Raw genomic sequence first — 18272 nt, forward strand, 5'->3', positions numbered from 1 at the left:
GCTCCCGCCTCTTTGAACGGCGTCTCGAATGAGACGCCATACAAAGCGTTGGGCGGGGCCGCGCTCCGCGCGGCGGTTGGTCTACGTGGCGAGTGAAGGCCAGACAGGTTCTGATGATCCAAGCTTTGAGGCGGGTAGGGACCATCGCATCTTGGAAGTGCCTACAGTCAGTGCTGGTTTCAAACGGTGACCTGCCCCCCATCCGGAATGTTCTTGCACATCCGAATAATCTGCAAGTGACGCACCGGTGATATCCACTTCAGTATCGCTTTTGGCGAGAGTGGCGAGCAGTTCTGCGGTGCGTGCAAGTGAAAGTCGGGCATCCATGACCGCTTGACCGGATGCAGCCTCGGCCAGAGCCGAAAGAATAGCAGCAGCCATCAAGTATCCAGTCGCGTGATCGAGTGCTTGCACAGGTAGCGGGGTTGGATCGCCGGCCCCAGCCCATTCCATTCCTGCGTGCGCGATCCCGGCGCTCATCTGGACCAGACTGTCAAAACCCCGGCGTGTCGCCCAAGGACCTTGCCAGCCATAGGCGTCCAATGTGACCTCGACCCTGTTGGGGGCAAGCTGATCACGCTTGGATTTAGCCAATCCAAGCGCGTCGAGGGCACCGGGGCGATACCCATGAACAAATACGTCAGCTTGTCTGAGAAGTTCCTGAAGTTGTCCAATTCCCGCGGGTGATTTCAGATTCAGATAGGCGCAATGCTTGCCCAGTGAGATGTCGGGAATGACGCCAGGCTCATCCCAGCCAGGAGGGTCGATCCTAAGGACTTCGGCCCCAAAACCTGCAAGTGTTCGTGTAGAAACCGGACCTGCCAGTATTCGTGTGAGGTCGAGCACGCGTAGCCCTGCAAGGGGGCGCTCGACGGTCGCCTGTGGCCGGTCGCGTAGCTTGATATTCCGTGGGCCTTGCCAGCCGATCAATGGTTCACGTGCGAGTACACGTCCCTGCGGATGGTCATGCCATTCTGCGCGACTGCGCATCGCGGCAGCAACCCCACCCTCGGCGACAATTGCGGATTCGAGTTCCGAAATGGCCCTGTCTCGGATCGCGCGTTCAACCGACGACCGATCAGGGTTGACCTCTAGTACCTTCAAAGCAGCAGTGCGGTGATGCGGCAGATTGGTGTGCAGTCTGATCCAACCATCTGAGGCCCGATAGTCTCCTGCGATCGCGTCCCAAAGGTTGGGCATGTCCCATCTGTCAGGTTTGAATGAGTAGCCATACCATAGAGAAGCCAACCGATGGTCCACGGAAACATCCGGCGGTTCTGGCGACAGGTTGAGCACAGTCACAAGGCGTGACATTTCCTGACCAACAGCAGCAAAACTGGCCGTTGCCAGTTCCGAGACTGCAAAAGCGCTGGGCAACGCGCCCGCCCCGTTGACCCGATATGTGTCAGTTGAAGGGAGGGCGGATAGCAGGCTCATTGCTGGTAGGGGTCAAGACTGTCGCGCAGTCCGTCGCCAAGGAAGTTGAAGGCCAACACGACTACGATGATTGGTAGCATCGGAATCGCCGTCCACGGGTAGATCTCGATCGAAGCAAGGTTCTGCGCGTCATTTAGCATGACCCCCCAGCTGACTGCCGGTGCGCGCAGGCCAAGACCAAGGAAGCTGAGCGCGGTTTCACCGAGGATCATCGCTGGTATCGATAGTGTGGCTGAGGCAATCAGGTGCGACATGAAGTTCGGAAGCAGGTGCTTGCGGATCACGCGACCCGAGCTTGCGCCCATCATCTCGGCGGCGCGAACATATTCCTCTTCCCGTAACGAAAGGAATTTGGCGCGTACGGATCGGGCAAGGCCGGGCCAGTCGAGTATGCCGAGAATGATCGAGATGATGAAGAAGACTGCAACAGGACTCCAATTCGAAGGCACGGCTGCAGACAAAGCCAGCCAAAGCGGGAGTTCCGGAAGGGAACGCAAAATTTCGATCACACGGTTTATGACCCAGTCGATGCGCCCACCAAAATACCCGGCCATTGATCCGAACAGGATGCCGAGGAAGAAAGACACTGAGATGCCGATCAGGCCTACAGTCAGCGACAATTGTGCGCCGTAAAGAATTCGACTGAAGACGTCACGTCCCAAGCGGTCCGAGCCCCATAGGAACAGCGTGGCGCCTTCAGGTGCACAAAACAGGTGGGTGTCGGATTTTATCAGGCCTGCCAGTTTGTACTCGGAGCCCTCACAGAAGAACCGGATCGGGCGCGGGTCCTCTGTGTCGGGTACGAACTTCCATTGGAAGGTTTCAAGGTCCGCTTCTGCAACAATGGGATAGACATAAGGACCTATGAATTTGCCCTCGTGGAACCAGTTGACAGACTGGGGTGGGGCATAGAGGTGCTCACCGTTTCTGTCGTTCGGTCCATAGGGGGCGATGAATCCCGCGAAGGGTAGCATCAGATAGCACAACAGCAGGAATATACCTGAAATCAGACCCAGCTTGTGTGTTCTGAACTTGCGCCAGACCAAGACCCAATTCGGGGCATCGAGATCTGCACGCTCAAGTTGCTGGAGCGAGGCTTGCGGATCAAACGGGGCTTCGTCGACATAGCGACCATCGGGGCGTTCACTCATGCTTCTCGCCCCTCATACCGAATGCGCGGGTCAAGCATGACCAGCAGGATGTCCGAGATCATGGTACCAATCAGCGTCAGCAAGGCCACGAACATCAGAATGAAAGCAGACAGGAACTGATCCTGTGTTTTAAGCGCGGTCAGCAATGTTGGCCCGATGGTTTGCAGGCCCAGAACAACCGAGACCAGAACCGAACCTGAAACCATCGAAGGCAGTAGGTTGCCAATATCGGCAACAAAGGGGTTGAAGGCCACTCGCAGCGGGTATTTCGTCAACATCCGCGACGGGGCCATCCCCTTGGCGATAGCGGTTTCAACATAAGGCTTGCCCAGCTCATCCAGCATGTTGGCACGCAGGCGCTGCATCATAGCCGAAGCGCCCGAGGTGCCGATGACGAAGGTCGGAACGATCAGGTGAACGAGGATGGATTTCAACTTGTCCCAGCTCATCGGTTGACCCTCAAAGGAAGGGTCCATCAGGCCGCCAATTGGCAGGTTAAAGTAGCGATGGCCGTAATAGAACAGGATCAGTGCCAGCAGGAAGTTTGGAGTCGCAAGGCCCAGATACCCAACAAAAGCAGAGGTATAATCGATCCATGTTCTTGACTTGGCCGCCGCAAGAACACCCAGCGGCAGGGCCACAGCATAGACGAATAGAATGGCAGCCAGATTAACCACGACAGTCAACCAGAGCGTATCACCCACGATCTCGCGCACGGGGCGGTCAAATTCGAATGACCAGCCATAATTGCCCTGCAAGAGACCCTCAAACCCGTGCGGGCCGGGCCAGAAGCCTATCCAGATCAGATATTGTTCCGGCAACGAACGATCCAGAGAATACTCTTTGCGCAGAAACTCGGCCTTAGCCACGCCCGCAGACTGGCCGGAGGCCTGCAACTCAGCGATCTGGTTGCTGAGGTAGTCGCCTGGGGGAAGGTTGATGATCACGAAGATCAGTACCGACACCACCAACAGCGTCAGCAGCATCGTGAAAAAGCGATACACCGCATAGCGCAGCATGACCATTTAGCTGCTCCTGATCAGTCGGCGAAGAAAAACTCGTCGGGACGATGAATGCCGAAATGCGCACCGGGCTCCCAGGCCCACATGGCCTGTTCGGGCACGTTCTTCAGCCGGTTTGACACAACGATGGGCTGCGGTGCGCCGTTAAGAATACCAATGGCAAACAGCTGATCCGCGTGAATTTTCAGCATTTCAGTCCAGACTGCCGCGCGCTCTTCATCAGTTGTGGCGATTTCCCAGTCATGCGCGAGTTTCATGAGAAGTTCGGCTTCGGGCATGTCTGGTGGCTCGCCTGATCCTCCAGCTGTCTGGTAATGCTGCCCCCACTTGGGCCAGGCCAGAAAGACCTGATCAGTAGGTGCGAGATAGGCAGGTGAGGTGTGCAATTGCGGGATGCCGTCATCCCAGCCAAACCAGACTGAGGCCATCGTGTTGCCCGAGAAGACCCGATTGCGCAGAATGTCCCGATCCAAGGGGCGCATCACAAGTTCGACACCGATCTCGCGCCAGGTATCCGTAACGATTTGGAGGGCATTTTCTACTTCCTGCCTCTCGCCTGCAGTTTCGATAATCAACTCCATCGGACGTCCGTCAGGCAGTAGGCGAATGCCGTCTTTATCCCGCTCGGTCAATCCAGCCTCATCCAACAGCGCATTCGCCATATCGACGTCGTAGTCTGCCCAAGCCTTTGCATTTGCTTCGTCATAGAATGGCGACGCAGGCAAAACCGACATCGCGCCGGGATGGGCCAGCTTAAAATAGAGCGCTTGATTGATTGTTTTGCGGTCTATCGCGAGGGAAAGGGCCCGGCGGACGCGCACATCACGCAATACGTTGCGCCAGGCTTCGTCTTCGAAGTTCAGGTTGGGATAGATGGCGATTTGGGAGGCGACCCCGGTCTTCCATAAGAGCGTTTTGTAGTCTCCTTGCGCTTCACCTTTTTTCAGGATCGACGCGTCGCGGAATGCCAGCCCACGCCCTTGCAGGTCACTTTCACCCGCGTTGGTCTTGGCCGCGACAAGACCTGGGGCAACAATCTCCATCTCGACCACATCGATATAAGGGAGCTGCACCCCATTTGAATCGACCCTGTGATAGTAGGGGTTGCGGACGAAGCTGTGCCGGATTTTCTTGCCCGAGCTTGCATTGAGCCAGGGCTGCAATGTGGGCAATTCGTGATTGTCATATTTGTACAGGTTATCCAACTTGTTATGCAGCGCCGCCCAGCTTTTGACCCGCGCGTCTTCGACCTGAAAAGCCAGTTCTTCAGGATCGGCAAACTTCTCGTGGTATTTTTTGAGAAATTCTGATGGGCGGTAGATAAACGGTGGGCGTGCCTGTGCAAGAGATTGCAGAAAATCCGGGTTCGGATTTGCCCACTCGAACACGACGGTCGTTTCATCAGGGAAAGTGACAGTGGGAGCCTTACCTTCAACCAGCAAAAAATCAGGTGGGCCTGATGGGCTGAGCAACTCGTTATTGGCGACGTCTTCCCACCAATATCGGAAATCCTCAGACGTAAACGGAGTGCCGTCCGACCATTTGTGGCCAGGGCGTAAATTCAAGGTAAACTTGCGATTGTCTTCGTTTTCGAAAGAGGCCAGCAGATCAGGCACGATGTTGTATTCATGGTCAAAGCCGACAAGCCGCGCATAGCCATATACCACCATCTGGCGAATGTCCTTGGACCGGGTAACCATGGTTCGCAACGTTCCGCCGGGCGTTCCGAAATCGCGCCCCTTTGCGGTCAGATCAACGATTAGCGGGTCTTGCGGAATGCGGTCGGCGACAGGTGGCAGCTTTCCACCTTCAACTTCGGCTTCCCAGTAGGGGATTTCCTGAAGATTGGCCGGGATTTCTGCCGTGGCGGGCAGACCTGCTGCAACGACCAGCGCGGTCGCCAGAAACAATCGATGAGTGGTCTTAAACATGGCAACGTACCTTATGGCCGGGCTCCAACTCTACCAGCGAGGGTATCATGGTGTCGGAAAATCGAAAGGCGTCATCCCAACTGTCGGGCGAACCCGCGCCCAAAGCAACCAGTTTCAGGTCTATCGGACGATTGATATCCGGTTCGGGCTGGGCGGCGATCAATGCCTTTGTGTAAGGATGACGTGGATTATAGAAGAGAGTTTCAGGTGGGGCTTGTTCAACCACCAGCCCCCGACGCATTACGGCAACTTCATCAGCGATGCGCGCGACAACGGCGAGATCATGCGAGATGAACAGGTAAGACAGGTTCAGACTGTCTTGCAGGTTTTCAAGCAGGGTCAAAATTTGTTCCTGCACGGATACATCTAAGGCCGAAGTAGGCTCGTCACAAACGATCAAAGCCGGGTCCAACATCATCGCGCGGGCGATAGACAGACGTTGCCGCTGCCCGCCTGAAAACGCGTGCGGATAACGTTTGAGCATGTCCGCGTTCAGTCCGACCCTCTGTAACATTTCGGCTGCTTTATCGCGTTGTTCTGCTACTGTTCCGAGGTGGTGAATTTCCAACGGTTCGGTCATAGCATCCTGAATGCGCATTCGGGGGCTTAGTGAACTGTAGGGGTCCTGAAACACCATCTGCGCCTTGCGCTGGAAGGCAGTACGCTCAGCACGCGTCATGTTGTGAACTGTGAGCGGCTCGGCTTCCTTGTTTGTCCGGAACAGCACCTCTCCGCCAGGGTCCGGCAGTTCGGCACCCAGAGCGATACGCGCTGCGGTGGTTTTGCCCGATCCGCTTTCGCCTACGATCGCAAGTGTTTTGCCGCGCGCCAGCTTCATATCGACGCCGCGGCAAGCGTGGATCAGCTTGTCGGCTCTCCAGCCTTTGCTGGACCGCATTGTGTAGGTCTTCGAAACCCCGGTCATCTGCAATATCAGGTCTTCATCGGGCATCGGCATGCCCACCGCATCCTGGTCAGGTATTTCTGGCGCTGCATCGAACAGTTGCTGGGTGTAGGGATGGGCCGGGTCGTTCAGGATCAGGGCGGCTGGACCGGCCTCCATCACACGACCTTTGTGCATGACAACAACCTGCTCGGCCATGTTGGCGACGACACCCAAATCATGCGTGACCAGAATTAGCGCCATACCGGTTTCACGCTGCAGTTCTTTGATGAGCCCAAGAACCTGCGCCTGAGTTGTTACATCCAGCGCAGTGGTTGGTTCGTCCGCGATGAGCAATTCAGGTTTGGAAACCATCGCCATCGCGATCATGGCCCGCTGTCGCATGCCGCCGGACAATTCAAACGGATAGCTGTCATAGGCGCGGGCCGGGTCGGGAAAGCCCACCCGTTCAAATTGCGTCAGTACTTCTTTGCGTGCCTCAGATTCAGATGCGCCGCGGTGCAGCCAAAGAACTTCGCTGACCTGGTTTCCAATTTTGTGAAGCGGAGAGAGCGAGCGCATCGGCTCCTGAAAGATCATCGACACCCGATTGCCTCGAATGTCACGCATTTGACGTTCGCTGAGTTGAGTTAACTCCGCTGTGCCTCTGGAATCGTTCAGGGTAATCGTACCGCTGCGGATTTGAGCGGTGCGGGGCAGAATGCGTAGAGCAGCGCGACACGAAATCGTCTTGCCCGATCCAGATTCACCAACCAATGCAAGCGTCTGTCCAGGCTCGACATCAAAGCTGACATCTCGAACCACGGAAGGACCCTTGCCGAAGCCGATGCTGAGGTTCCGAACGGACAACAACGCACTCATGCGGGTTTTCCACCCGTCTGGCCGCTAGGTAACATCGGCTTTGTGAACTCCCTGTCTTTTTTTTCGTAGTTTCGCGCGGTTCGGGCGGGGTAGTCAAACACCTTCTGCACCTGAAACGTCGCGGAATCGTGAATTCTTGGCAGTGCGCCTACACATTCCCTTGAGAATTTGTCACTACCTGGTCGAAAGGCACACGTAATGTGCCGTGTCTACAAATAGGGGTAATCGTTGTGCCAGAAGCTCAAAGTCGTCTAGATTTGTTTATTGATCGCATGGTCTCGCAGCGTGCTTGTTTGGATTATGCAATCGCGCAGACCACTGGGCATGAAGGCCCGGTATTTGAGCTTGGGCTGGGAAATGGGCGCACTTATCATCACATGGTTCAGCATATAAAGGACCGCCCAGTTTATGTTTTTGAACGTGCGGTCGCCTCGCACCCCGATTCAACACCGCCCGATGATCGCGTAATTTTGGGTGACGTGCGTGAAACGCTGCCCGCATCGGTCGCGCAGTTTGGCGCGTCGGCCAGTCTGATCCACGCCGATCTAGGGGGACATAACCGGCAAAAGAACGATACATTTGCCCGTCTCGTCTCACCTTTGATCGAGCCGCTGTTGGCGCGTGGTGGGTTGATGGTCTCGAGTGATCGCATGTATTTCGAGGATTTGACCGAGCTGCCGCTGCCGAGTGGTGCGGTTGAGGGTCGCTGCTTCATCTATCAACGCTGATCTGCCGTAGGGTCACTTTGTGATCGGACTCGCGCTGTTGCACTGGGGCGGTCTAACGTTTGGGGTGTGAAGCCTCAGAGGGGATCGTCAAATGCTGTTCTATGATTGCTCGACCGCGCCCAGCCCACGCCGAGCCCGGATGTTCATTGCAGAAAAAGGGTTGGAGATTGAGACGCGCGAAATCTCGATCGTAAATGGCGAGCAACTGAGTGATGCTTTTCGGGCGGTGAACCCCGGCGCGACGATCCCGGTGCTGATCACGGATGAAGGTACCGTGCTCACCGAAAATCTCGGCATTGCGGCCTATCTCGAAGCGCGTTTTCCTGAGCCTGCGTTGATGGGCCGAACAGCGGATGAAAAGGGCAAAGTTTTGATGTGGAGCGCCATTGCCGAGCAGCAATGCGGTGCGCCGATTGCCGAGACGTTGCGCAATACCCATCCCTCGTTCAAAGACCGCGCCATTACAGGCCCCACGAACCATGCGCAGATTCCCGAAATGGCGCAGCGCGGAATTGCACGGGTGGGTGCTTTTTTTGATTTATTAGAAGTTCGTCTGCGCGAAAATGATTTCGTATCAGGGGGCTCATTCACGCTCGCCGACATCACCGCATTTGTATTTGTCGATTTTGCACGTGTCATCAAGATGCGCATTCCTGACGACAACACAGCCACACAAGCTTGGTTTGATTCCATTCGCGCGCGACCAAGTGCCCGGATTTAACGCGCGTTTTTATAGAAGGCACAGAACTGTACAGAAATGTCTAGACAGAAGTGAACAGTGCGTCTAGCGTCCCTTGCGAGTCATCCAGGGAGGTTGGGATGAAATCGCAGTATCGCGTAGTGGTAATTGGCGGCGGCGTTGTGGGCGCTTCGGTTCTGTATCACCTTGCCAAGTTCGGCTGGTCGGATGTGGTGATGTTGGAGCGTCGGCGCCTGGCCTCGGGCTCGTCCTGGCATGCGGCGGGTGGCATCCATGCGTTGAACGCCGATCCCAACATGGCATCGCTTCAGGCCTACACGATTGATCTGCTAAGCGAGATCGAAAAGGAATCGGGTCAGAACATCGGCCTGCATATGACCGGCGGCCTGACGTTGGCCGGAACGCCTGAACGGTGGGAGTGGTTGCAGGCCAACTACCGCATCTTTCAATCTATCGGCATTGATGATTGCGAATTGTTATCCGCGGAAGAGGCACAGAAACGCTGCCCGATCATGTCAACCGACGGCGTGCTAGGCGCAATGTGGGCGGACCGCGAAGGCTATATCGACACCACTGGAACAGTTCAGGCCTATGCCACGGCGGCTAAAAAGCGCGGAGCCGAGTACTATGAGGAAACCAAGGTCGAACGCCTGACGCAGACCGCGGATGGTTGGGAAGTTGTGACCGACAAGGGCACCATCACGTGTGAGCATGTCGTCAATGCCGCAGGTCTTTGGGCCAAGCAGGTGGGCCGTATGGCAGGGGTGGAACTGCCGGTGTCGCCACTCAAACACCACTATCTGATCACTGATACAGTGCCTGAGGTCGCCGAGGCTGATTTTGAGATGCCGATGACTGTCGACCTCGAAGGTTTTACCTATATGCGGCAGGACCAGAAGGGTGTTCTGGTTGGCATCTACGAAGTCGATCATGAACACTGGGCCATGGACGGTGCGCCTTGGAATTACGGCGAAGAGCTGTTTCAGGAACAGCTTGACCGGATCGAGAACGAATTGACGCTGGGCTTTGAACGCTATCCGTCGATCCAGAATGTCGGCATCAAGACATGGGTGAATGGCGCGTTTACCTTCTCGCCTGATGGCAACCCGTTGGTCGGTCCGGTCCCGGGCAAGCGCGGTTATTGGTCAGCCTGTGCGGTGATGGCCGGGTTCCTGCAGGGTGGTGGCGTCGGCAAGACGCTGGCCGAGTGGATGATCCATGGCGAGCCCGAAGCCGACGCTTGGCCGATGGACGTGGCACGTTATGGCGATTTCGCTCAGAACAAACGTTATATCCGCGAGACAACGGGACAGTTCTATTCGCGCCGGTTCGTGATGACCTACCCGAACGAGCAGCTGCCCGCAGGCCGCCCGCTGAAAATGGCTCCGGCCCATGACGCGATGACCGAGGCAGGCTGTAAATGGGGAGTTAGCTGGGACCTTGAAGTGCCGCTTTATTTCGCGCCGAACGGGTTCGAGGAGACGCCGACGCTCAAGCGGTCCAACGCGCATGACATCGTGGCTGAGGAATGCAAGGCCATCCGCGAAGGTGTGGGCCTGCTTGATATCTCGGGTTTCTCGCGGTTTGAGGTCTCAGGTCCGAATGCCGAGGCGTGGCTCGACAAAGTCATGGCCTCAAAACTCCCCGCGCCGGGTCGGGCTAAACTGGCTCCAATGCTGGGCGAGAACGGACGGCTCAAGGGTGATCTGACTGTGCTCAACTGGGGCGATGGCACCTGGTGGATCATGGGCAGCTACTATCTGCGTGCCTGGCATATGCGTTGGTTCGATGATCACATGATGGATGGCGTCACGGTCCGCGATCTGGGTGAAGAATACTGTGGATTAGCCGTGGTTGGGCCGAGGTCAGAGACCGTGGTCGAGAAACTGGCAGAACAGGACATCTCGGGCTTGAAATTCATGGGCTGTGGCGACTTCGATATTGGACTGGTTCGCGCCCGCGTTGCCCGGATGTCAGTGACGGGCGAGAAGGGGTACGAGATCAACTGCCGCTATGGCGACCATATCAAGCTACGCCGTATGCTGTTGGAGGCCGGGGCCGATGAGGAAATCCGCGAATGCGGTTTCAACGCGATGCTGTCGACGCGGCTTGAGAAGAGCTTTGGTATCTGGTCTGCAGAATTCACCCAGCTCTATACACCCGGCATGACCGGGATGGATCGCTGGATCGACTGGGACAAGGATTTTGTCGGCAAAGATGCGGCGCTAGCCGAGCGCGATGGCAACGGACCAGCGCAGGTACAGGTGACGCTTGAAGTCGACGCGTTGGACGCGGATGCCAGCGGGTATGAACCCATTTGGGCAGGCGGCGAACGTGTGGGTTTTGTGACGTCAGGAGGCTTTGGACACCACACCGGCAAGTCCCTGGCGATGGCTCTGGTAGATCGCGACAAGGCTAACCCAGGGACAGAGCTGTCGGTGCATGTGGTTGGCGTTGAACGCCCAGCCCGCGTGGTTGAGCCGTCGCCGTACGACCCGCAGGGCAAAGCGATGCGAGGTTGATCATGGAAGCAGAGGCCGGAAGACGCCGTCGCCGAGGGCGTGGGGCAGAGGCGGTCCCGCAACCCAGTCGTGACGTGAACTATCGTCAGCTGCGCAATCCGTTTCCGCAGATGGAAGTATTTCCGGCGGATCAGATTGCTGACATGCACGAGACGGCCTTGCGCACGCTGGAAGAATTGGGTGTGAAGGTCCTGCTGCCCGAGGCGCGCCGGATTTATGCGCAGGGCGGTGCGCGTGTGAATGAAGATAATGAGATGGTCTTCATCGGGCGCGACATGGTCGAGGTTGCGGTGGCGTCGGCCCCGAAATCCATTGCCTGCCGCGCCGGGGCGCGGCGCAGGGATTTCACGCTGGAGCTCGGTTCTTTGGTGTTCCAACCCGGGGCTGGTGCTCCGAATGCGACTGACCTGGAGCGCGGGCGCAGGCCTGCGAACGGGCAAGACTATCTGGAGTTCCTCAAGCTCACGCATCATTTTGATGTCTTCCAGATGATCTCGCCTCAGGTCGAACCGCAGGACGTACCGACCAACGTCAGGCACTATTTCACCACCCAAGCGCAAATGGAATTGACGGACAAATTCCCCTTCTTCTTCTCGCGCGGAACGCCTCAGGTGATGGACTGTTTTGAGATGCTGTCCATGGCGCGCGGGCTTAGCGATGATGAGTTCCGGGGTAATCCGCATTGTTACACGATTATCAACACCAATAGCCCGCGGACGCTGGATATTCCGATGGCGCAGGGGCTGATCGATTTTGCGCGCCACGGGCAGATGTCGATCATCACTCCATTTACCCTGATGGGCGCGATGGCGCCAATCACTGTTGCGGGGGCCATCACCCTGTCGCATGCCGAGGTGCTCGCGGCTTTGACCCTGACGCAGCTGACAAACCCCCGCGCGCCAGTGTGCTATGGGACCTTCACCAGCAACGTTGATATGAAATCCGGTGCGCCCGCGTTTGGAACACCATCGCATTTTCAGGCTTCACTGGCCGCGGGGCAACTCGCACGATACTTAGGCCTGCCTTGGCGATCGGCGGCAGGGTCGGCTTCGAACCTCAATGACGTACAGGCAGCCAACGAGAACCAGTTCGGTCTCTGGGGATGTCTGATGGCCGGAGCGACAGTGATCATTCACTCAGCCGGTTGGCTTGAAGGTGGCCTGACGGTGTCCTTCGAAAAGATGATCTGTGATGCAGAAGTCCTGAACATGGTGGCCGAACTTTGCGCCGGAGCGCAGGCAGGGAATTCAGAGATAGGTTTCGATTCCGCGCTGTGCGAAGTTGAACCCAGCGGGCATTTCTTCGCGACCAGCCAGACGATGGAACGCTACAACACTGCATTTTACGAGCCACATATTCATGACTACGCCAATTTCGGGACTTGGACCGAGCGTGGTTCGGTCGACGCAAATCACCGGGCGACAGGCGTTTGGAAAGAAATTCTAGCGAATTTCGAAGCCCCAGCCCAGGATGTGAGCCGCCTTGGCGCGTTGCATGATTTCGTCGCACGTCGCACGGAAGCAGGCGGTGCACCGCCGGAGAGTTGAATGAGCACAAAACCAATCCTCCACCGGGACGATCCGGAAGCTGAACCCTTGACCGGCAATATCAAGGTCACACGTGATGACTGGTTGAACGTCGCCATGGACGTCTTGATCTCGGATGGGGTCGAGCAGGTGAAGGTCATGAACCTGGCGGAACGTATGGCGGTCTCGCGCTCCTCGTTCTACTGGTACTTCAAGTCTAGGCAGGAGTTGTTGGATGCGTTGCTGGCGCGATGGCAGGCAACCAACACGGCAGCATTGATAGCACAATCCGAACTGCCTGCAGAGACGATAACGGCGGCTGTTTGCAATGTTCAGCGTTGTGTCGTGAACTCAGAGCTTTTTGATACGGCGCTTGATTTTGCCGTTCGAGATTGGGCGCGACGATCGGGAAAGGTGCGACGCATGTTGGATCAATCCGACGCGAGACGTCTGGCAGCGCTGCGCACGATGTTCATCCGTTTCAACTATGATGAGATCGAAGCCGAGACTCGTGCACGCGTACTGTACTATATGCAGATCGGATATGATCTAGCACAGTTGAATGAGCCGATGGCGACCAGGCTATCGATGGTGGCACACTATCTTTACGTCTTCACTGGGGTTGAGCCGCGACCCGAAGAAGTATCCGAATTCAGCGACTATGCGAAACGCCTTTGGGAGAGGACAGGACATGAGCCAACCTGATGCAATCATTATCGGAACCGGCGTAATTGGGGCCGCCATCGCCTTCGAGATGGCAAAGGCGGGTTGGAAGACTCTGTCACTGGACCGCAATACGCAAGTTGGGCATGGATCGACCGCCGGTTCATGCGCCATCGTCCGGATGCATTATTCGACTTTTGATGGCACGGCCTTCGCCTGGGAGGGATACCATTATTGGCGTGATTGGGCAGATTATCTGGGATTGTCCGATGATGCCAATCTGGCACAGTTCCGTGAAACCGGCTGTATGGTCATGAAGACGGAGGCCAATGGATTTCTTGAAAACCATAAGAAGTATAGTACCGAACTGGATTGTCCTTTTGAAGAATGGACACCGGAGAAGATCACTGAACGTATGCCGATTTACACGTTAGACAGCTTCGCTCCGGCGCGGCGCATGGATGATCCAGAGTTTGGGCAATCGAACGGGGCACATGTTCAAGGCGCGGTTTTCTGGCCGAACGCGGGATATGTGACAGATCCGGCGTTGTCGGCCCAAAACCTGATGGATGCGGCAAAGTTGCATGGTGCCGACGTTCGCACCGGTGCTGAGGTGCGTGAAATACTGACCAGCGAGGGCCGCGTTGCGGGCGTCAAACTTGCCTCGGGTGAAGAGATCCATGCCAAAGTGGTTGTAAACGTCGCTGGGCCCGGGTCGGCAATTGTTAACGAAATGGCTGGGGTTCTGGGTGACATGACCATCCAGACTCGCCCGCTGCGGCAGGAAGTCGTGCATGTCCCGGCACCCGAAGGGTTTGATTTTGAGACACAAGGAACAATTGTCTCAGATAGCGACATCGCCCTTTATTGCCGCCCTGAGCATGGCAACCACATTCTGATCGGCTCGGAAGATCCGGCGTGCGATCCGCATCAGTGGTGCGAAGATGACGTGAATTATAACCACGAATTTACAGACCAGTGGACAACGCAAGCCATGCGATACGCGCAGCGCGTTCCCAGCCTGGGGATACCTTCACGCACCCGGGGCGTCGTGGATTTGTACGATGCATCGACAGATTGGATTCCGATCTATGATAAATCCAGCCTTCCGGGTTTCTATATGGCCTGCGGCACCAGCGGGAACCAATACAAAAATGCTCCGATCGCGGGCAAGATGATGACCGCTTTGATCGGCTATGTCGAAGGCGGCGCAGATCATGATGCCAATCCGTTGCGGTTCGAGTTGCCCTATTTAGGCCGGACAATCGACACCGGATTTTATTCCCGCAAACGGCCCATCAATACCGAAAGCAGCTTTTCGGTTCTCGGTTAAGACACCTCTGCGCGCGCTGTTTCGAAGCTCTCTTCGCGTACCGGTCCGAACCCTCGTATCTGGTCCGCCGCCGAGAACGCGCGCAACCACTCTGCTTCTGATCGTGCTGTCGGATTGGTCTGATACATGTCCAGAAGCCCTTCAAACCAATTCAGGATATTACGGTGCAGCCGCGCTTCGGCGTGATATCCGAACGGGTTCAGAGGTGATCCGCGCAATCTGCGCAGCCTCGAAAGCCCACGCAGAACCGGGCGCATCCATACGCCCACCGCAAACTTGACCGGTCGCCCGCGCTCATCCTTGCGCCAACTCAGCAGTGGCGGGGCAAAATGGTATTTGGTTTTGTAATCTCCTTCGAACTGCTGTGAGAGTTCCGCGGAAAAGTCCGGGGATGTCTGCAGTCGGGCGACCTCAAATTCGTCCTTATAGGCCATGAAACGGAACAGATTTCGGGCAATCGTCTCAGCAAGTCCGTCCGGGATGTCTGAGTTTGACGATCGGATTGCCTTAATCCGCTGTGCGTATTGGTTGGCATATTCGGCGTCCTGATAGTTAGTCAAATATGCAATCCGGCGCGCGATCATTTGGTCCAGTGTTTCTTCTGCCTGGATCGGCTGCGTCAATCCCTGAACCCGATCGGGGTCGACGACTAAGCATCGCCCAAGAGCAAAAGCCAACCGGTTCTTCTCAACCGCAACTCCGTTGAGGAGGATGGCCTGAGACAGAGCGGTATGTGACACAGGCACCAGCGCCTTTTGCCAAGCATAGCCCAACATAATGACATTGGCGAAGACCGTATCGCCTAAAAGCGCCTCGGCCATCGCGTTTGCGTCAAGGCTGGTTAAATTTTCCGCACCCACTACGTCTGCAATCGCCTGCTCCCGCGCGTTAACCCGTAGTTGGGCATCACGATGCAGCACAAGATCTCCGGTAGGCATCTCGGCTCGGTTCAGAACGACGCGCGTCCCCGGCGCATAGTGAGCCGATGCTTTGGGGGCCGAGCTTACGACCACATCGCATCCGATCACCGCATCCGCAGCGCCCTTATCAATGCGCACCTGGTTGAGCGTATCAGGTTCTTTACCGAGGCGGATATAGCTCAGTACGGTTCCGAATTTTTGTGCAAATCCGGTGAAATCCAGAACCGAAGCACCCTTACCTTCTAGATGCGCCGCCATGGTGATCAAGGCCCCGACTGTAACCACTCCGGTGCCTCCGACGCCTGTCACCAGCAGATCAAAGGGGGACTCCAAAGATGCGGCTGAGGGCAGGGGCAGTTCCGCCTCAAGCGCATCAAGATCCATATTAACGCTCTGCTTGCGCCGAGTTGCGCCCTCAATGGTGACGAAACTGGGGCAGAACCCGTTCAGGCACGAGAAATCCTTGTTGCAGGAGCTCAGATTAATCTTGCGCTTGCGGCCCAGCGGCGTTTCACGCGGCTCAACGCTTAGGCAGTTCGACGCGACGGAGCAATCGCCACAGCCTTCGCAGACGAGATCATTGATCCAAACAAATTTCTGTGGGTCTTCCATCGTGCCGCGCTTGCGGCGGCGTCGCTTTTCGGTCGCGCAAGTCTGTTCGTAGATCAGAACGGTGACACCGGGTATGTCGCGCAGCTCGCGTTGCAGGCTGTCCATTTCTGCCCGGTCATGAAATGTAGTTCCCGCAGGGAATTCGGCACGGCCGAACTTGGTGATGTCATCCGAGACCAGTGCGATCCGCTCGACCCCCTCGGCGCGGCAGGTTTGCGCGATGCCTGCCACGCTGACTGGCCCGTCCACCGGCTGCCCTCCGGTCATTGCGACCGCATCATTGTAGAGGATTTTATAGGTGATGTTCGTTCCTGCCGCGACCGCCTGACGGATCGCGAGGGATCCCGAATGGTACCATGTTCCTTCGCCCAGATTCTGAAAGATATGCTTGTCGCCATTGAATTGTGAGGCCACCACGTGAGGCACGCCTTCTCCGCCCATCTGTGCGTAGCCGACGGTTTCGCGATCCATCCACGAGGCCATGACATGGCAGCCGATCCCGCTAGCAGCGGTGGACCCGTCGGGAACTTTGGTCGAAGTGTTATGAGGACATCCCGAGCAGAAGTAAGGCGTCCGCGTCGCGCCCGAGACTTTGATTTCGGGCGGAGGAGTCTCGGTTAAAGCCTGTGCCTTGGCGGGCAGGTTTTCTTCTGGAAAGAACGTGTCAAGGCGGGCGGCCACTATGGGGGCCAGCATCAATGGGCTAAGTTCCCCGGTCCACGGGATCAGCGGCTCGCCGTGACTGTCATACTTCCCCACCATCTTATGGGGTTTATCGCCGGGCCAGTCATAGAAGTACTCTTTAAACTGACTTTCGATGATGCCGCGTTTTTCTTCGACAACCAGAACCTCGGCCTTGCCTTTCACAAAGCGCAACGCGTTGCGGCGGGCCAGCGGCCAGACCATGCCGACCTTGTAGATGTCGATCCCCAAGCGGCGGCAAGCGGCTTCATCAAGGCCGAGTAGACGCAGCGCCTCCATCAAATCAAGGTGACCTTTGCCGGTGGTCACAAATCCGAACTTGGCGTTGTCGATGTCATAGATGCGCCGGTCGATGGGGTTTTCTTCGGCAAATGCCCGGACGGCACGCAGCTTGTGTTGTATGCGGGTCTCGATTTCAGGCGAGGGCAGGTCGGCTGTCCGCACATGCAAGCCGCGTTCTGGAAGATCGATCCGGGGTAGGGTGAAACTGCGGTCCGGGCGCAGATCGACCGAACGCGCGCTTTCGACTGTTTCCGAGATCGCCTTGAACCCGACCCACGTGCCTGAAAAGCGGGAAAGAGCGAATCCGTATTCGCCGAATTCCAGATATTCCTCGACCGAGGCCGGGTTCAATGTGGGCATAAACCACGCCATGAAGGCCACGTCCGATTGGTGCGGCATCGACGAACTGACGCAACCGTGGTCGTCGCCCGCCACCACAAGCACGCCGCCTTTCGGGGCGGAACCATAAGCATTGCCATGTTTTAGCGCATCGCCTGAGCGGTCGACGCCAGGGCCTTTGCCGTACCACATCGAAAAGATGCCCTCGACTTCGCAATGTGGGTCCAACGTGGCCTGCTGAGCACCCAGTACGGCTGTTGCGCCCAGGTCCTCGTTCACAGCGGGCATGAAGGTGATTCTGTCAGCTATTAATCGCTCTTTGGCGCGCCACAGCTCTAGGTCCAACCCGCCCAGTGGCGATCCGCGATAGCCAGAGACAAAACCTGATGTATTCAAACCTGCCTGCCGATCGCGCCGCGCCTGATCCATCATGATCCGCGCGAGGGCCTGAGTGCCCGTCAAAAAGACCCGGCCTTGAGTTAGGGAATAGCGATCGTCGAGTTGATAGGTGCGAATATTTCGGTCGAGGTGGCTCATTGCATCGGGTCCATGGGATTATGCCTTTGGTTGAGGAAATTTTAACCCAGTTCGAATGGTTAACCGTTCCATTTTGTGTGCCGAGATACGATATTTTGGAAA

General features: G+C 56.7%; 12 protein-coding genes. 6 read left to right on the forward strand and 6 right to left on the reverse strand.

The annotated features are described in order from the left end of the window. Positions 1–81: 81 nt before the first annotated feature. The 5 genes from ACR0DU_RS16305 to ACR0DU_RS16325 are packed head-to-tail and all read right to left on the reverse strand — an operon-like array spanning position 82 to position 7306. Positions 82–1437 (reverse strand): CoA transferase, encoded by a 1356-nt coding sequence (locus ACR0DU_RS16305; RefSeq protein WP_480875990.1) that lies wholly within the window; start codon positions 1435–1437, stop codon positions 82–84. Continuing rightward, complete coding sequence (locus ACR0DU_RS16310; protein ID WP_170774972.1) at positions 1434–2588, reverse strand: ABC transporter permease; 1155 nt, start codon at positions 2586–2588, stop codon at positions 1434–1436. The genes ACR0DU_RS16305 and ACR0DU_RS16310 overlap by 4 nt, the downstream gene beginning before the upstream one ends. Then, on the reverse strand, positions 2585–3613 hold the full coding sequence (locus ACR0DU_RS16315; protein WP_010437945.1) for an ABC transporter permease: 1029 nt from the start codon (positions 3611–3613) through the stop codon (positions 2585–2587). The genes ACR0DU_RS16310 and ACR0DU_RS16315 overlap by 4 nt, the downstream gene beginning before the upstream one ends. Positions 3614–3627: 14 nt before the next feature. After that, a complete protein-coding gene (locus ACR0DU_RS16320; protein WP_480875992.1) occupies positions 3628–5541 on the reverse strand; it encodes an ABC transporter substrate-binding protein in 1914 nt (637 codons plus the stop codon). Continuing rightward, positions 5534–7306, reverse strand: coding sequence for an ABC transporter ATP-binding protein (locus ACR0DU_RS16325; RefSeq protein ID WP_480875994.1), 1773 nt, complete (start codon positions 7304–7306; stop codon positions 5534–5536). The genes ACR0DU_RS16320 and ACR0DU_RS16325 overlap by 8 nt, the downstream gene beginning before the upstream one ends. A gap of 230 nt (positions 7307–7536) precedes the next feature. Here ACR0DU_RS16325 and ACR0DU_RS16330 point away from each other — a divergent pair, with 230 nt between their 5' ends. From ACR0DU_RS16330 to ACR0DU_RS16355, 6 genes are all read left to right on the forward strand, one after another. Then, positions 7537–8034, forward strand: a complete 498-nt coding sequence (locus ACR0DU_RS16330) for a class I SAM-dependent methyltransferase (protein ID WP_029621662.1) — start codon at positions 7537–7539, stop codon at positions 8032–8034. 91 nt (positions 8035–8125) lie between these two features. Next, complete coding sequence (locus tag ACR0DU_RS16335) at positions 8126–8755, forward strand: glutathione S-transferase family protein (RefSeq protein WP_480875996.1); 630 nt, start codon at positions 8126–8128, stop codon at positions 8753–8755. A gap of 98 nt (positions 8756–8853) precedes the next feature. Continuing rightward, positions 8854–11256, forward strand: a complete 2403-nt coding sequence (locus tag ACR0DU_RS16340; RefSeq protein WP_480875998.1) for a GcvT family protein — start codon at positions 8854–8856, stop codon at positions 11254–11256. Between the two features lie 2 nt (positions 11257–11258). After that, positions 11259–12803, forward strand: coding sequence for a trimethylamine methyltransferase family protein (locus ACR0DU_RS16345; RefSeq protein ID WP_480876000.1), 1545 nt, complete (start codon positions 11259–11261; stop codon positions 12801–12803). After that, positions 12804–13487 carry a TetR/AcrR family transcriptional regulator gene (locus tag ACR0DU_RS16350; protein ID WP_480876001.1) on the forward strand — a complete coding sequence of 228 codons (684 nt, stop codon included), beginning with the start codon at positions 12804–12806 and terminating at the stop codon, positions 13485–13487. Continuing rightward, on the forward strand, positions 13474–14778 hold the full coding sequence (locus ACR0DU_RS16355; RefSeq protein WP_480456838.1) for an NAD(P)/FAD-dependent oxidoreductase: 1305 nt from the start codon (positions 13474–13476) through the stop codon (positions 14776–14778). The genes ACR0DU_RS16350 and ACR0DU_RS16355 overlap by 14 nt, the downstream gene beginning before the upstream one ends. Here the strand turns inward: ACR0DU_RS16355 and ACR0DU_RS16360 are convergent. Then, the gene (locus ACR0DU_RS16360) at positions 14775–18170 is read right to left on the reverse strand and encodes an indolepyruvate ferredoxin oxidoreductase family protein (protein ID WP_480876003.1); all 3396 of its coding nucleotides are present in this window, start codon (positions 18168–18170) and stop codon (positions 14775–14777) included. The genes ACR0DU_RS16355 and ACR0DU_RS16360 overlap by 4 nt on opposite strands. Positions 18171–18272: the final 102 nt, after the last annotated feature.

Source organism: Ruegeria sp. G2 (assembly GCF_056533505.1).

Coding starts and splice junctions, on each gene's coding strand:
- ACR0DU_RS16305 (WP_480875990.1), bottom strand. CDS start 1,437: ATGAGCCTGCTATCCGCCCTCCCTTCAACTGACACATATCGGGTCAAC.
- ACR0DU_RS16310 (WP_170774972.1), bottom strand. CDS start 2,588: ATGAGTGAACGCCCCGATGGTCGCTATGTCGACGAAGCCCCGTTTGAT.
- ACR0DU_RS16315 (WP_010437945.1), bottom strand. CDS start 3,613: ATGGTCATGCTGCGCTATGCGGTGTATCGCTTTTTCACGATGCTGCTG.
- ACR0DU_RS16320 (WP_480875992.1), bottom strand. CDS start 5,541: ATGTTTAAGACCACTCATCGATTGTTTCTGGCGACCGCGCTGGTCGTT.
- ACR0DU_RS16325 (WP_480875994.1), bottom strand. CDS start 7,306: ATGAGTGCGTTGTTGTCCGTTCGGAACCTCAGCATCGGCTTCGGCAAG.
- ACR0DU_RS16335 (WP_480875996.1), top strand. CDS start 8,126: ATGCTGTTCTATGATTGCTCGACCGCGCCCAGCCCACGCCGAGCCCGG.
- ACR0DU_RS16340 (WP_480875998.1), top strand. CDS start 8,854: ATGAAATCGCAGTATCGCGTAGTGGTAATTGGCGGCGGCGTTGTGGGC.
- ACR0DU_RS16345 (WP_480876000.1), top strand. CDS start 11,259: ATGGAAGCAGAGGCCGGAAGACGCCGTCGCCGAGGGCGTGGGGCAGAG.
- ACR0DU_RS16350 (WP_480876001.1), top strand. CDS start 12,804: ATGAGCACAAAACCAATCCTCCACCGGGACGATCCGGAAGCTGAACCC.
- ACR0DU_RS16355 (WP_480456838.1), top strand. CDS start 13,474: ATGAGCCAACCTGATGCAATCATTATCGGAACCGGCGTAATTGGGGCC.
- ACR0DU_RS16360 (WP_480876003.1), bottom strand. CDS start 18,170: ATGAGCCACCTCGACCGAAATATTCGCACCTATCAACTCGACGATCGC.